Annotated in this window: 16 protein-coding genes; all 16 read right to left on the bottom strand. The window is 36.9% G+C overall.

Going from position 1 to position 14,154, the window contains the following annotated elements; genetic code table 11:
* Positions 1-135: 135 nt before the first annotated feature.
* Complete coding sequence (locus BFP71_RS12160) at positions 136-1,341, bottom strand: hypothetical protein (RefSeq protein WP_069835735.1); 1,206 nt, start codon at positions 1,339-1,341, stop codon at positions 136-138.
* Between the two features lie 52 nt (positions 1,342-1,393).
* Positions 1,394-2,041: a hypothetical protein gene (locus BFP71_RS12165; protein WP_069835736.1), complete on the bottom strand. Its 648-nt coding sequence runs from the start codon at positions 2,039-2,041 to the stop codon at positions 1,394-1,396.
* A 338-nt stretch (positions 2,042-2,379) separates the two neighbouring features.
* Positions 2,380-3,021 (bottom strand): chymotrypsin family serine protease, encoded by a 642-nt coding sequence (locus BFP71_RS12170; RefSeq protein ID WP_069835737.1) that lies wholly within the window; start codon positions 3,019-3,021, stop codon positions 2,380-2,382.
* A gap of 14 nt (positions 3,022-3,035) precedes the next feature.
* On the bottom strand, positions 3,036-3,884 hold the full coding sequence (locus BFP71_RS12175) for a hypothetical protein (RefSeq protein ID WP_069835738.1): 849 nt from the start codon (positions 3,882-3,884) through the stop codon (positions 3,036-3,038).
* A gap of 92 nt (positions 3,885-3,976) precedes the next feature.
* A complete protein-coding gene (locus tag BFP71_RS12180; protein ID WP_069835739.1) occupies positions 3,977-4,516 on the bottom strand; it encodes a hypothetical protein in 540 nt (179 codons plus the stop codon).
* A 553-nt stretch (positions 4,517-5,069) separates the two neighbouring features.
* Complete coding sequence (locus tag BFP71_RS12190) at positions 5,070-5,456, bottom strand: hypothetical protein (protein WP_069835741.1); 387 nt, start codon at positions 5,454-5,456, stop codon at positions 5,070-5,072.
* Positions 5,457-5,458: 2 nt separating this feature from the next.
* A complete protein-coding gene (locus BFP71_RS12195) occupies positions 5,459-5,746 on the bottom strand; it encodes a hypothetical protein (protein WP_069835742.1) in 288 nt (95 codons plus the stop codon).
* A gap of 75 nt (positions 5,747-5,821) precedes the next feature.
* Entirely contained in the window at positions 5,822-6,067 is a 246-nt protein-coding gene (locus BFP71_RS12200) for a hypothetical protein (protein ID WP_069835743.1), read from the bottom strand.
* A 104-nt stretch (positions 6,068-6,171) separates the two neighbouring features.
* Complete coding sequence (locus BFP71_RS12205) at positions 6,172-8,361, bottom strand: S9 family peptidase (protein WP_069835744.1); 2,190 nt, start codon at positions 8,359-8,361, stop codon at positions 6,172-6,174.
* Positions 8,362-8,552: 191 nt separating this feature from the next.
* Positions 8,553-9,095: a hypothetical protein gene (locus BFP71_RS12210; RefSeq protein ID WP_069835745.1), complete on the bottom strand. Its 543-nt coding sequence runs from the start codon at positions 9,093-9,095 to the stop codon at positions 8,553-8,555.
* A 241-nt stretch (positions 9,096-9,336) separates the two neighbouring features.
* Positions 9,337-10,257 (bottom strand): leucine-rich repeat domain-containing protein, encoded by a 921-nt coding sequence (locus BFP71_RS12215; protein WP_069835746.1) that lies wholly within the window; start codon positions 10,255-10,257, stop codon positions 9,337-9,339.
* A gap of 213 nt (positions 10,258-10,470) precedes the next feature.
* Complete coding sequence (locus BFP71_RS12220; RefSeq protein ID WP_069835747.1) at positions 10,471-11,343, bottom strand: hypothetical protein; 873 nt, start codon at positions 11,341-11,343, stop codon at positions 10,471-10,473.
* A gap of 103 nt (positions 11,344-11,446) precedes the next feature.
* Entirely contained in the window at positions 11,447-11,989 is a 543-nt protein-coding gene (locus BFP71_RS12225; RefSeq protein ID WP_088125014.1) for a GNAT family N-acetyltransferase, read from the bottom strand.
* A 93-nt stretch (positions 11,990-12,082) separates the two neighbouring features.
* The gene (locus tag BFP71_RS12230) at positions 12,083-12,532 is read right to left on the bottom strand and encodes a DUF1569 domain-containing protein (protein ID WP_069835748.1); all 450 of its coding nucleotides are present in this window, start codon (positions 12,530-12,532) and stop codon (positions 12,083-12,085) included.
* An 82-nt stretch (positions 12,533-12,614) separates the two neighbouring features.
* Complete coding sequence (locus tag BFP71_RS12235) at positions 12,615-13,208, bottom strand: DUF998 domain-containing protein (protein WP_069835749.1); 594 nt, start codon at positions 13,206-13,208, stop codon at positions 12,615-12,617.
* A gap of 35 nt (positions 13,209-13,243) precedes the next feature.
* Positions 13,244-14,056, bottom strand: coding sequence for an SDR family oxidoreductase (locus BFP71_RS12240; RefSeq protein WP_069835750.1), 813 nt, complete (start codon positions 14,054-14,056; stop codon positions 13,244-13,246).
* Between the last annotated feature and the right edge of the window lie 98 nt (positions 14,057-14,154).

Raw genomic sequence — 14,154 nt, forward strand, 5'->3', positions numbered from 1 at the left:
ATGGTCGGTAGCCGATGCCAAGCTTTGTTTTTAGGTTATACATTTTCAAAAGCAAAGCACAGCTTTTGATGGTAAGGAGTGATGTGCTCTCTGTACCACTATCAGTCGCATTGCGTATAGGTAATGTGAGGCACTTTAAATTCTTTCATAGTAAACATTGATTATTCCAATAATCAGATCAGTTCGTCTACCTTTTAGATCGATTTCGTGCCGAGAGAATTTTTGATTCTTTGATAAAGATATATTTGGGTTTAGTTCTTGAATATAAATATCTGTTTGTTTTAAAAACTTTAGGGCTTTCATATAAGTAGCGTCAGGATCTTTATTTCGATTAATAAAAAGCATGTATACACTTTTTTCAGCACCTGTTGAATGTTTTTGAGTGATTTGATGAAAGCAGTCATCAAATGAATTTTTCCCTCTCCAAATTTTGAACTCACCTGATATATATTCATAAGGTTTCAAAGGGTCAGAAACTTTAAAATCTAATTTGCCATCATAATTAAATACTTCAGCCTCTGAGATAGGTAGGAGTATTTTCAATGCTACCAGGAACAAATCTCGAATCATTTCTTCTTCTAATTGGAAAAGTACTTCAGGTCTTTCGCTTGCATAGAAAGCAAAATCATGTACCACTCTTAGGATGATTTTTTCAAAGTCATTGCTCGACTCAACTTTCGGCAAATAGTCCTCTATAAAGTTTTTTAGCTCTACCTTGTTTTGGAGGTAGAGGCGAAGTACATCTTCATCAATATTTTCGGAATTTTTCGGGGCATTTATATGAACCATACTTGTATAGGGAAACACAGTATGAGCAACAGGTTGATTCAGATCATCATTATGAAGATAAATGTTCCTATAGCTAAGGATTTTATTGGTATTTAAATTAATTTTTAGCTCCTTTTGCTCTATCACATCATTTATTTTGATGTTTAAATGATTGATTACTTTCCAACTAAAGTCATCTAATTTATTTTCGATATAACCATTGTCATGTACCCTAAAATCTTCCCTAGAAATAGGTACAATCAATTGAAACGAAGAGAATTTAGGTAGTCTTAAAATGTCCAAAGTAGAAAATTCTTGTTGGCCTCTTTTTTTAATGAGATGAAAATATCTAATACGTTTTTCTTGAAGATCGAAATCTCCCGTGTTGTGATCTTTTAAGGGGAAGAGAAAAGGGCAGTCATAATTGATTCTAAGTTGATAATTGGAAGGATTATCTATAACCTCCTTAAGGTTTCCACTAGTCACTTGCATTGCGCCAACTTGTACTCCTGGAGATCCAATTGATATGGTCTCTTTTGTTCTATAATCTTCTATGAGATATCCTTCTTCCATTTTATTAAATAATTATGCCTAACGTTGGTTATGAGCCATTGCTAGATGACGTCTATTTTTTACACTCTACTGTGAGTGTCTCAATAATCTTATCAGTCGAATGCATTTCAGCGTAATGTTCTATTGAGCCTATTTCAAATTTCAGAGCACAGTCTTTTTCTGTCCAAGCGATTATTCGATGTTCTTTTTGATAACTCAACAAATGGGTTTTGTCAAATAAACTCATTTTGTGATTTTTCTTTTTTAAATTCTTGTATTGAACAATATCATGAGAATGTTCAATTCCCATATTAGTTAGTTTATCGGTAATTGAATCAATAAATTGCCTCGGATTCTTTATAATGAGGCAATGAGTACCAAATTTTCTCATCCTTACATCAATCCTATGAACTGGCTTTCTTTTTAGCAATAAAGTCGAAATGGCATAAGTAGAAAATATATTGCCGATATGACCTTCGTGATGTTTTCTTAATTGAAGATTAGCATTATTTAATACTATTGGATTGTTAGGTATTTCGAGAGTTAGTTTTCCACTTAAGTTGTCAACTTCATAAGCTCCTTCATAAATATCTCCTATTCCGTCTTTTTCATACTTTTTGAACCATTGTATTGTGTTCAGGAAAATCTCCCCTTTTTTCAAGAGATTATCTATATGCTCTTTTTGTCCGAACTTCAGAAAAAATACTACATCAATGTTCATTCAATTATTACCTAATGCTATGTATCGGTCATAATTATGATTGATACATTTCCGGTAATTGTTTATGTGTCATTAGTCCAGCAAATAGGGCAGCTCTACGCATGATTACTCTGTCAGAAAGATATAGCTTGAAATGAGAGGAGCTATGTGTATTTATCTTGTATGAAGGAAAGAAATTATTTGGATAGTTACAAGTTCGTGGGTTGGGGAATGATTTCGTGTATGAGTAGTAGCGGATATTTACTAACTAAGCTTTAGAGTTTTGCATTGGCCTTTTTAATGTATATTTCCCTTTTTTTGCCTAACCGATTATTACTCAAATCCAGTATCACAATCAGTTATTTCAGAGTTACATTTAAACAATTTAGAACCCTTTTAATGGGAATAGCATAAGCTGTATCTTTAGAATTCGAGTTACTAGGTTCCCCAGCTCTATGTAAGGCGACTGCCTTAAAATTGTTCTCATCTGTTATCCATAATGCACCTGAATCACCTCCTTCTGAGATTTCTCCATCCGTTGTTTTATCAGGGTTAGGAACTATAGTTATTGTATTTCCGTGTACTCTATCAATTATTCCGAAAGTATGTCCCGTCCTCTGACCTACTTTTTGAACTTTCATACCTTTGGTAGGTTCTACAAATTCAGTTAGTTTGCCCTCAAGTCCATAGATACTGTTTTGTTTATCGTAATCTCTGTTATTGGTGTTAATTTCGAAAACTGCAAAATCATTAGCTCTACCTTTACCTCCTTTTCGTAATATATTTCCAATAATATATTGATTTGTCCTGGGTTTAATAGCAGGTTGAATAACACTAAAACCTCGCCTCTTCTTAAGTATATGTCTGTTTGTAAGCCCCAATGGTTTTTTAGTTTGTTTATCAAAAACAATACACCCTAGAGTGCCTATTCCATTTTTTCTTTTGCTTTGAATTTGTACACCACCAATTAATGGCTCAACTCTATTTTTTAAATCGCTCATAATATAAATACAGATTAAATATCATCTTCATCGCCAATAAACTCTTCTAAATCATCCAATGATGAGGGAATAAAATCACATAAATTATCAATTCCCTTATCGGCAACAATTTCAGGCTCTAAAAAGGATGGAAGGTAATCCTCAGGAATATCTTTCAATTGCGGTTTTCTTTGAATTAGTTCTTCTTTTTGATTCTGTTTTAACACTAGCTTTTCGACTTTGAAAAATATTTCTCCTCCTTCTGAACCTATGACGTTAAAATCAAGAGCACTTTCTGTTTTTATTTCTAAATTCAGCGATACATCTGCTAAATCTTTAGTAGAAATAGTTGGTTTACCTTCTGCGGCAACTTCAAGCTTACTATTTTTTGATTGGGAAATTGTCAAGGCATAAGAATCTACTATACCAACTTCTGTAATTATATATACTTTTCTTAGATTAAATAATTCCCTAAATAGTCGTTCTTTTGCTTCTTTACGTACTGTTACTAAGTTTTTTATTCTATCAATTCGCATACCTCCCGGTTGGAATAAAAAACCTCCTTGTTTAGAGAAATTAATTGTTATACCAGCTTTATTAATTGGAAGATTACTCCCATCTGCAGGAATCTCACCTTTGGCTTTAGCTACTACATTTACGCTTTTACTTGACTGCCATTTTGTATTGTCAACGGTACTATCAGTGTCGACTGTAATTGAAATATCAATTGCAGGGTCTGTTAAAGTACCTAGATATATCATTCTTCTATATTTCAAGTCGATGACATCTCCTAATTTCACTTGTTTGCCTAAAGGCCAAGAGGGTAGAAATCCCCCTGAGTTTTTGTAAATCTGTTTAACAAATTTTCTTTCGAATCGTGCCATGTGTATTTAATTTTTCTAATTAGTGGTAACAGTTTAGCTATGAGCAATAGCGTCCCGCAGGCGCTGTTGATTATAGGATAGTTGTAACGCGTTTAATCTTTTTCTTCAAGTGAAAGCCTTCCTAATAATTCATAGTTCTTATTCTCAAGACTTGTTTTGATTTCATTATCTATTTCTATTAGTATCTTAATAAGGTCGGCTTGTAAGTCAATTATTTTCCTTACCGCGGCTTCTTGATCACTTTCCTTTAGCCCGAGTATTGGTCCAAGTTTCGTGGTGTGAATTTTCACCACTTCTCTTCTGACTCGGCTAAAAGCATTTTTTGCAGCTACGATACTCAGTAGCTTATCTAGGTTAGCAAAAATCTCTTCAATCAACTTTATCAACAAGACCACAAATCCAATTATTTGAACTACAATATCAAGTTCTTTTAGAAACCCAGAAGCAATTACAAGTCCGCTGACTCCAACAATAATCTTTAGAATCAAAGCTGTTCTTTTTCTTGATTTCACGTCTTCGTCCAAATCGGCTACTTCTGTGTCTAGATTAGACAGCCATTCGTTGAATTGTTTATTCGAAAATTCAAGTTCCTTTTTAAGCCCTGGGCTGATTTTATCAAGATCTTTCATCATTTAGGCTATTAATGGTGGTTCAATATTTATTCTGTGTCTCCAAACTTCTCCTTCTGTATTTCTTATTGTTAATTCGAGATATCCTTCATTTTCTCGAAACAGGATAGGATTTGGGGTGAAAAAGAACCTTTGGCCCGATTCAATTTGAAAATCCCCACACTCAGAACAAGGGCTTAATTTGGGCGGCCTTGGAGGTTGGGTAAAACAAAGAATTGAAATCTCTATTTCACTGTCAGAATGGGCAATTAAAGAGCCTTGCTGATTAAATCTTAATCTGTCGGATTCTAGTTCTACTCTTAACATATATTCGTTTTAATAAGCTACAACGTTGTACAAAGCGCATTTTTATGCACGATAGCTAACCAATGAGGATGACTATTGACACTTTTTATTCTTCCTGAAATTCACAGCTTGTAAATAGAATGGCTGTGTGTTTATCTTCTATGAAGAAAAGAAAATATAAGGATAATTACAAGTCAGTGAGTGGGGAATGGTTTTGATTTGCGCTGTGTCCAGAAGGGTATGCGCTAATACCTTGCTTTGCTTTCGTTTTTTATCCTTTAAACCTCTCGTTGTAGGCTTTCACGTGGTGTGGAAATTCTTCTTCATAAAAGGGGTAAGCAATCCCTTCAATTGAAATTTCAAATCCTTCACTATCCATTCCGCTTATCTGATTTCCGACTCCCTTGATTTCAAACCCTTGTTCATTCCTAATTACTAGGGAGTCAATTGTTCTAGTTGATATTGATTTGTCTTCTGGATAATCATCCGCAAGTTCAATGTTGTTGTTTTTACAATAGGATTTGATGATGTCGTAGTTCCATTCTTCTTTTTCAAATTTCAACTCTCCAAATACAACTCCCATAGGAGCATCCGCTTTTTCAAATAGAGTAGTTCCTATTCTATTTGAGTCGAGATATATCGAATACTCCTTGTCCATGTTTAATACCTTATTTGACTCACAAACTCAATTCCGCCTATTTGACCATCTTTCAATATGTCAAGAACTATCGTTCCTTCGGTTTCATGTTCCAAGACTATATTTTCTTTAAACTGCCATTCCAAGCCTGATTGATTCGTTCCTTCCGCAGATACAAAGTAAATGTAGGGTTGTCTTATCCATTTTTTAGTATCTGACTTTTTCAATTGTTCAATTAAATCAGTCCTGTCAGGTTCTTGTTCCTTAATCAAGTCAATTATCCATTCTATGTCGAAATACGGCGTTTTCATTTTTTCTGCATAAAGCACAACGGTTTGGCTAAACTCCTTTTCAATTCAGTCTAGGTATTGTGAAGAATTCGTTACTCATTTTCTTGATTCCAATTCAGCTTTTATTTTTTTCATATTTCCAAAATTCATAGGAATTATGGCACTCAAAGCTATCGGTACAACAATTAAAGCGCTGAAAATTCCATTGTCATCTTTTTGTGATAGTCCATAAATACAAATAATGAAGAGCACACTTAAAACTCCAATTATTGCTCCATTTACAATTTTTAATCCTCTTAATTCTCCTTCAAGTTTTTCAGTAGTCTTTTCGTTTAATTTCATTTCGCGTTTTGGTTAGCAATATTGGTTACAATGGTTTGGTTATGCGCACTGTCCCGAAGGAGACTATAGCTAAGTCCTTTGGGGTCGCTCGGTATAATTTTAACTTATCTCGTACGTGGATCAGGAGAAAATTTGATCTGAAACTCTTTCGGTGGCTTGGCCAGCATTAAGTGCTTCACAAAATAATCCCATCGCCTTCTCATGATGTAGTAACTATCCGCACCGTAACCATGTCTCGCATTGGGCAGCAGCAAGAAATCAAAATCTTTGTTGGCCTTAATCAATGCATCCGCTACCAAATAAGAGTTATATGGAGGCACGTTATCGTCCATTCCACCATGTATGATCAATAGCTTGCCTTTTAAGTCTTTGGCAAACACCTGATTCGCCTGTTTTTCATAATTCGATACACCGTTAGCATCTTCAGTTTCTAAACCAATATATCTTTCTCCCCAGTCGTCTTCGTAATTTCTATTGTCGTGGTTGCCCGATTCCGAAATGCCTACTTTGAATACATCAGGGTATTTGAACATGGCTGCGGCTGTCGCAAACCCACCACCAGAGTGGCCCCAAATCCCGATGTTATCCAAATCGAGTAATTTGTATTGCGCTTGCAATTGCTTTAACCCAGAAATCTGATCCGGCAATGTGTTTTCTCCCATATTACCATAGCAGGCATCGTGAAATGATTTAGATCGATTCGGGTTGCAACTGCCCTCAAGTTGAACGACAACAAATCCAAGTTCTGCCAGTGCTTGATTATCTCCTCGCGATGCTCTAAAGCTCCATGAGCCAACACTACCACCTTGTGGTCCGGGGTAGATGTACACAATGACTGGTAATTTTGCTCCAGGTGTCATTCCACTCGGCGTGTACATTAGGCCATGTAAATCCCATTGGCCATTGGCTGATTTCACTGTAAAGGGGCTAGGGGCTTTCCACCCAGTGGCTTCTAGTCTAGAAACATCTGTTTTCTCTAAGGTGCTGATCAGTTTTCCTTTGATGTTTCGGACATTATGTACTGGCGGTACATTAGGTTGTGAATAGGAATCAGTGAAATACTCTCCATTCGGTGAAAGGCTAACCGAGTGATGACCTTCTTCAGGCGTTAACATTTTTAGCCCCTTGCCATTAAATTTTACGCTGTAGAGGTAACTAAAATAGGGGTTACCTTTTCCTTCGTGGTGGCCACCAACAAAATAGATCAAACGGTTTTTCTGATCAACTTTTACAATATTTCTCACGACGTAGTTACCCGTGGTAATTCGATTTTTGACGACGCCTGTTGTCGCATCGTATAAATAGAGATGCCCCCAATCGGTTCTTTCAGAATACCAGATGATTTCGTTCGTCTTTGAAAAGTATCTCCAGTTTATTCCTCCTTGTCCAGATTCATATTGGGTATCTACTACTTCCTCGAAGATATCTTTGACCTCACCAGTTTGGGTATCGGCGATTCTGATGTTTTCTTGCTTGTGGTCGCGACTTGTAGATACAAAAACGAGCTGTTGACTATCCTCACTCCACGCGATATCATCAAATCCACCTTCGCATGAAATGTCATCACATAATGTGCCGCGCCTAGCATCGGGACTCATGCGCAGTTTGGTGATTTTAGGATTTTCACTCACATGAATAATCACTCGGTGAATACGAATAATGTCTTCATCACTTGGTATAGGGTATTTCCATTGCTTCAGCTCAGGGGCACCTACTTGTGTCTTCACTAAATACATGTCGCTGACATGTCGTTGATCTTGCTGAAATGTTGCGATCTTTTTAGAGTCTGGCGACCAACTGAGTATGGGGCGATCACTTTGTTTCCATCCTGCATTGTCAGTCGCGTAACCAAAGTCTTTTATGCCATCTGTTGTTAAAGCCCACTCTTTGCCAGTAGCCACTTCTTTGATCCACAAGTTCCAATCACGAATAAAGGCTGCATAATTACCATCAGGCGATAAGACCTGATTTCGCGATGGTCTTCTTTGGTTTGACGTAATACCTCCTTTTTCCAGCAGCTCTTGCATTGAACCTGCAACGATTTGCTTTTTATTACTTGGATCAAACAGTTTAAATTCCATCTGATTTTCCGTTAATGATCGATACCAAAGTCTTCCGTCTGGAAGCCATTGAGGCCTGATGTCATTATCAATCAGTTTACTCGTATTTCCAGAAAGCATGGCCGCTGCACGTTGATAATCAGCATCTGTAAGTGTTTTTGCAGTTTGTGCTTGCGTATTAGTGCTGATAAAAAGAACTAATAATAAGCATAGAGGAGTAAGTCTGTTTTTCATGATCTGTAGCTTTCTTGCTTTGATATAATGGCTAATCAAAATATATCCTAGTAATAGGGGATGGCCGAAGTTAATAAAATGTCAGCTTTTTCGGTGTGTGTTTTTAATGGGCAGTTTTTGGGCAATATGCCTTCGGGGACATAGACTGGCTAAACTGCATTTTAATGCAGTTTAGGTTTTGCTTTGTACTTTTATTTCTTGTCAAACTTTAATAAAACCTTCGGGAACTGGGCATCCATAAACATTTTACTTCTTCCATAAAGGCATATCTTCCCAACTTTATCGAAAACGTTTCTTTGACCTAGGGCATTTATCAATACCTCATCACGACAGATTCCATCTTGATGATTTTCGTCGATATAATCCCAATTGCTGTCTATTTCTTCCTTAAATACAATTGTGAATGCTGGTTGAGTATACTCAATTAAATAGTTGTCATCATCCATCTTTCTTGGGTTGAAATCTGGGTGAGATTTGTAGATCTTATCTAACGTCACTTTTGCAGATGATTCTATATCGGTCACCTGTTCAGGGAAAATTACAACTGTACCATATTCAAACACGGCGATTTGTAATTTTTCTTTTGTGTAGTATTTGGCTTTCTCCAAAATTATGTTGAGGTCCTTGTGAGGATTGGGTTTCCACTTAGGTTTTGGAGGGAAGTCTTTTGATTTCGAATCATTGGCATAAGATTCAGCTTTTTTGTTCCCAAACAGTTTATTTAATATGCCCATTCTCTCCCTTAATTGTACATAACGTTGGCTAATGACACAACAATTTTTTTATGCTGAGCGAAATTTATTATTCGCCCACCAAAGTAGGCGGCTAGATGCACCTTTTGTTCTTCAGAAAAGCACGGCTTATTTAAGAAAGGTGTCGTGTTTATATCCTATGAAGCAAAGGAATCATAGGGATAGTTACAAGCCGGGGCTGGTAGGAGATCTATTAGAAACAATATTTTGTTAGTAGCACCTCTTAGTATTTATGTTCAATTCCTGTCTCTTCTATTAATTGATTCCATTTGACTCTATCAAAAGGTGTAGAATTCTTGGAGAATTCATCTTTTTCTTCTTCGGTCATTGCGTTATAGGCGTTCCAATCTCTATAAAGGTAAAAGTGGGCCGTCTCTAGATTTTTAAACTCTCTTAGCTCTTCGATAAGTTCGTTAGCGTGGCTACTTTGAAAAGATAGATGTTTCAAAGTCTTCATTTTTTTTAAGCATTCTGGTATTGTCTGAATTTTACCTCCAACGCGCAATTCAACTAAGTTTTGACAATCACAAATCGATGGGTTTATTGCTTCCAGTTTATTATCCAATAGGTTCAAGCTTTCTAAGTTCATTAAAAGGGAAATATCATTCGGAATGGCGGTAATTTCATGACCTTTTAAGTTCAAACTTTTTAAATGATCAAGTTTGAGAAGCTCTGAAGGAAATTCGGTCAGAGGCTTGTAGTAAGGGTTGATCGTCAACCTATCAGTTTGTTTCGCACTTCTCAAAACATCCTCTAAAGCGTTAAAGATACCCTTGTCTTCGAGACGAGATATTTCTTGTCGTTCATTAATTCTAAAACTTGTAAGAGCATAGACATTCGGTAAAACTAAAGCGAATAAAATTGACAGGATTAGAAGTGCATAATTGGCACCTTTAATTCTGTCTTTCCTGACAATTCGCACCATAAAAACAGCATTGGTAAGGTAAAGTAGAAGTGCAATACCTACAACATTGTATCCGTATCGTTCGAGGAATTCACTTTGAAATCCCAAAAAATTTCCAATCACAGAGTAGCTTCTTGAGTCGTCGAAGTCTACCTGAAAAAGAAAAATGGAGGTAAAGAGTAGATTTGAGATTAAAATTCTCAAGATGTTTTTTGGGCTTTTCTCTGCAAGGTTATTCATGCAATGGAAGTGAATTATGAAATGTAACAACCCGAAAAGAACTATGGACCCAAAGCCAATGAACATTAACCAACCTAAAACATTTAGTCTGGCCGAAACTGCAATTGAAAAGGAGAGAACTATAAAAAGGGCCTGAATTCGTTTGTCCATAACAAGCTCAAAGGTTAGAATTTGAAATTGAAGAGCTGTGCAATGTTCTATTTTTATGATAAGTCATGTGATCTTTTCATATCTATGAATAAAGTGAAAGTCTTTTCCATTTACCTGAGTCCCATAGATAGCATTAAAGCTACCAGTTGAAAACCCTTTTTCCTCCACGACTCTATTATAACTATCATACTCTTTGTTGTGAAATTCGAGTAAATTTCCCTCCGGGTCTCGACATTCGGAATGGACTAAGTTTCGATGCGAGTCATATTTATGACTGTAAATGAGAGCCATATCTCTATTAATAAAGTCTCGGTGAACTTCTTTTACAAGAAGATCATTGTTTAACTCAAATTTGACTTCCTTCATAAGGTTATTCTTATCATTAAAAATTTTTTCGGTCAAGATATCCCCTTTCTCATCATACTTTGTCTCTGTACGGTATATCAAGTGCCCTTTTTCATCCCAGTCTTTTTGTATAGATGTGTTGTCAAATAAATTGAATATATATTCCTGACGTTCAATTAATTCATTTTGAAAGTAAAATAAGTTAGTAAAGTCTTTTCCATTTTTGGTTTGTAAAAGTTTTTCTACCTCTTCACCATTTTGTATTGTTATTTGTACAAGCCCTTTATCCTGATATGTAGTCTGAATCTCTTCATAAAGCTCGTTTGCAATAACTAACCTTTGTGATACGATTCGTTCTTCATTGTCGTATTCATACTCGGTTTTACTGGATTCGATTCCATTCTCCTTAATAGTCTCTACCTTAATTTTTCCTTTGTCGTCATATACAGTGAACACCTCTTTCTCTAAATCACCCTCTAAGAGCTTCAAGTATAAAACTCTACTAAAACTATCTCTTAACTCTTCAGAATGGCGGATTTCTTCTTCCGTTTCAATTCTGTGAGTTATCCTTTTGAGTACTGGTGAATCCATTGATTTTGATTAATGAAGAAAGGTTGGGTGATAATCTTTCTATAAGAAATCAAATTATGAGGATAGTTACAAGAGGGTGTGATATACGGAAGGAGAGTAGGTTCTATATTTTACTCTTCTTCAAACGACCGTAATACATCAGGTCTACAATTTCACCAGCTGTGGTTATGTAGTCCATTCTAATGGTGCCTTCGAGTTCAAAGCTACATCGTTCAGCCACAATTTGAGCGGCTTTATTGGAGTGGTGCGTTCTTAGGTATATTTTCTTGAAGTCAAACGTCTCGAAGCAATAGTCGACAAACAAATTCATGGCTTTTGTTGTAACCCCTTTACCAGCAAAGTTTACGTCGGTATAGCAACCAATTTCTGTTTTCGGAATGGACCAATCCACATTTTTGAGGTCAATAAAAGCGATAAACTCATTCGTGGAATTATCGACAACCAAATACGGAAAGTACTCTCTCTTTGTTCTTTTTTCGTCAATCTCCTTTAGGAATTGTTCGGTAGCGGCTAAGTCCTTGGTTTTGGAGACCGTTCCAGTGAAAAAATCTTCTAGCCTTTTTCGGTTTCTCTCTACTAAATCAAAGTATTGATTTAGGTCGCTTATGGCTAAAGGTCTAATGGTGTATTTATCAAATTGTATCATGTTGACAGCTCAGTAAAGAGGTTCTTTCCCGCAAAGCTATCAACGTTCCATAGCCGTCAAAATTATTGCTTAAATATCTTAAATAGAGAGGTATTAAACATCAAATTGCCTAAGGTGATGGTCGAAGTGTTTCCATTGCACAATTGCCCATTCATCAGGCGAAAGCTTGCCGAAGAATTGATGCGGTTGTCTGGTACATTTTTCAGGGCCATTTTCATAAAACTTCTGGACTAGCGCGATGGACTTGGTTCTTTCCTTCTCGAAATCTTCTTGCCCATCCATAATAAAGTTTTTGCCTGTCGGTGAATTCTTTGAAAACCGCTTTTTACTGACATACCTAGATTTAAAAAACCTGCCGATTATTCTTCCACTGAGCATTCTTTTTGGAAAGCTCAAATCCAATGGTATTTCTAGAAATGCATTTAAATGGGCTAACATCTGCGCCACATCCATTTTCCCCCATTGTCGCTCCGCATTAGGCGTGAGTTTTTCGAGTCTCTCTAAAATTCCATCGACATCAGGTTTATGGTAGAGATTTTTCATGAGCTTTCTAGACTAAGTTTGTCCACTGAGTGATTATGAAATAAACTGCCGTTTTGTTGTACAATTCGACTTGGGTCAAAGCTTAATTTGCTACGGCTTTAGGTTTACCTATCAATTCTATTGAGGTGACGGCCGTCCAGCCAAAGACGATTCCAAACACTAATCTGTGGGCGATCGGCATGGACCAAAGCTCAAGGGCAAAACCTGCCATGGAAAGCATTAATATAGTGGCCGTTATGTTCGCTCTAATCCTCACCGAGCGTTTTAACTGTCGATTATACCCAAGTCTAGAAAGTCCGAACATCCAACTGGCTAGTCCAAGGCAAATGGCTACAATATGTGCTTTAGAAACGGGTGTTCTAGAAAATTCCATATCAATCGGAATCGCAGTTAAGGCAAAGCCTAAACCAAAGAGCGACAGGAGGATGGATAGTAATTTATCATTGAGCATTTTGCCGTAGGCTAACCCAAAACCAATCAGCAAAAGCCCGACAAGCACAAAACCAAATAGGTTAAACCACAAAGCATTGGGTTCTCCTTTGGCGCCAAGTTTACTGATAAAATCGTTGACAAAACTAAATTCTCCATTAATAAAACCGAAGATTAATAAGGCGCTGATGAGGGTCAGCACAGATGTCAATCCAATCAGGCCTATTTTCTTTTCTGTTAATACCATCTATGAATTAGTCGGAGTTAAAACCTATCGTTCACTTATTCTCCAAAGAAAAGTTCATTTATACCTTTCCTGAAAGCTTCATCTCCAACCGAATTTCTTTGCTCGTACCAGGTTTTGGCATCTTCACCAGCTGGGTATCTTAATTTCATTTTACCGTCAGTAGCGGCTTCATAGACTACTTCAGCAATTTGCTCTGCGGTAGAGTATGTCTGTTGTCTTTCAGGGTCCATAAACACGGTCATTACTTTCTGCATGGAATCATTGTAGGCATCGTGAGTGGTCATGTCTAAAGATCGGCCAGCAAAGTCTGTGGCAATACCACCAGGTGATACGGTTTTTACGCCTATGCCATGCGGATTTAATTCGAAAGCCAAACTCTCACTCCAGCCTTCAAGCCCCCATTTGGTGGCATGGTAGACAGAATTGAATGGTAGGGTGATCAGTCCGCCAATTGAAGTTGTTGTAATAAAAAGACCACTTTCCTTAGCCCTAAAATGTGGGATGAAAGCTTGTGTTACACGCATAACGCCGAGTAAGTTAGTATTTAACTGTCTTACCAGCTGATCGTCTGTTGCCCCTTCAAATGGCCCAGCTAAACCATAACCGGCATTGTTAAACACCACGTCAATGTCACCAAGACCGATGGCCTTTTCAGCCGTTGATTTGATTTGTCCAGTATCTGTGACATCAAGGGGTAGGAGGCTTATATTGTCAATTTGGTCTAACTCAGTTTCTTTGCTAGGATTACGCATGGTGGCGATAACATGCCAGCCTTTATCAGCGAAAAGTATTGCAGCAGATTTGCCTAATCCTGATGATGCGCCAGTAATAAAAATTCTTTTAGTCATTGTGTGATAGTTAAAAAGTTGTGAGTTATGGTTTCATGTCAAAAGTTGATTAAAAGTTGTTAAATAACCTACTGAGCTAAGCCAACAATTCGATGATA

Source organism: Roseivirga misakiensis (assembly GCF_001747105.1).
Classification (GTDB): domain Bacteria; phylum Bacteroidota; class Bacteroidia; order Cytophagales; family Cyclobacteriaceae; genus Roseivirga; species Roseivirga misakiensis.

Bases quoted from the DNA above. Each gene is read 5' to 3' on its own strand.
- BFP71_RS12205 (WP_069835744.1), bottom strand. From the start codon at position 8,361: ATGAAAAACAGACTTACTCCTCTATGCTTATTATTAGTTCTTTTTATC.
- BFP71_RS12190 (WP_069835741.1), bottom strand. From the start codon at position 5,456: ATGGACAAGGAGTATTCGATATATCTCGACTCAAATAGAATAGGAACT.
- BFP71_RS12235 (WP_069835749.1), bottom strand. From the start codon at position 13,208: ATGGTATTAACAGAAAAGAAAATAGGCCTGATTGGATTGACATCTGTG.
- BFP71_RS12180 (WP_069835739.1), bottom strand. From the start codon at position 4,516: ATGATGAAAGATCTTGATAAAATCAGCCCAGGGCTTAAAAAGGAACTT.
- BFP71_RS12240 (WP_069835750.1), bottom strand. From the start codon at position 14,056: ATGACTAAAAGAATTTTTATTACTGGCGCATCATCAGGATTAGGCAAA.
- BFP71_RS12220 (WP_069835747.1), bottom strand. From the start codon at position 11,343: ATGGATTCACCAGTACTCAAAAGGATAACTCACAGAATTGAAACGGAA.
- BFP71_RS12225 (WP_088125014.1), bottom strand. From the start codon at position 11,989: ATGATACAATTTGATAAATACACCATTAGACCTTTAGCCATAAGCGAC.
- BFP71_RS12175 (WP_069835738.1), bottom strand. From the start codon at position 3,884: ATGGCACGATTCGAAAGAAAATTTGTTAAACAGATTTACAAAAACTCA.
- BFP71_RS12160 (WP_069835735.1), bottom strand. From the start codon at position 1,341: ATGGAAGAAGGATATCTCATAGAAGATTATAGAACAAAAGAGACCATA.
- BFP71_RS12210 (WP_069835745.1), bottom strand. From the start codon at position 9,095: ATGGGCATATTAAATAAACTGTTTGGGAACAAAAAAGCTGAATCTTAT.
- BFP71_RS12200 (WP_069835743.1), bottom strand. From the start codon at position 6,067: ATGAAATTAAACGAAAAGACTACTGAAAAACTTGAAGGAGAATTAAGA.
- BFP71_RS12170 (WP_069835737.1), bottom strand. From the start codon at position 3,021: ATGAGCGATTTAAAAAATAGAGTTGAGCCATTAATTGGTGGTGTACAA.
- BFP71_RS12195 (WP_069835742.1), bottom strand. From the start codon at position 5,746: ATGAAAACGCCGTATTTCGACATAGAATGGATAATTGACTTGATTAAG.
- BFP71_RS12230 (WP_069835748.1), bottom strand. From the start codon at position 12,532: ATGAAAAATCTCTACCATAAACCTGATGTCGATGGAATTTTAGAGAGA.
- BFP71_RS12165 (WP_069835736.1), bottom strand. From the start codon at position 2,041: ATGAACATTGATGTAGTATTTTTTCTGAAGTTCGGACAAAAAGAGCAT.
- BFP71_RS12215 (WP_069835746.1), bottom strand. From the start codon at position 10,257: ATGAATAACCTTGCAGAGAAAAGCCCAAAAAACATCTTGAGAATTTTA.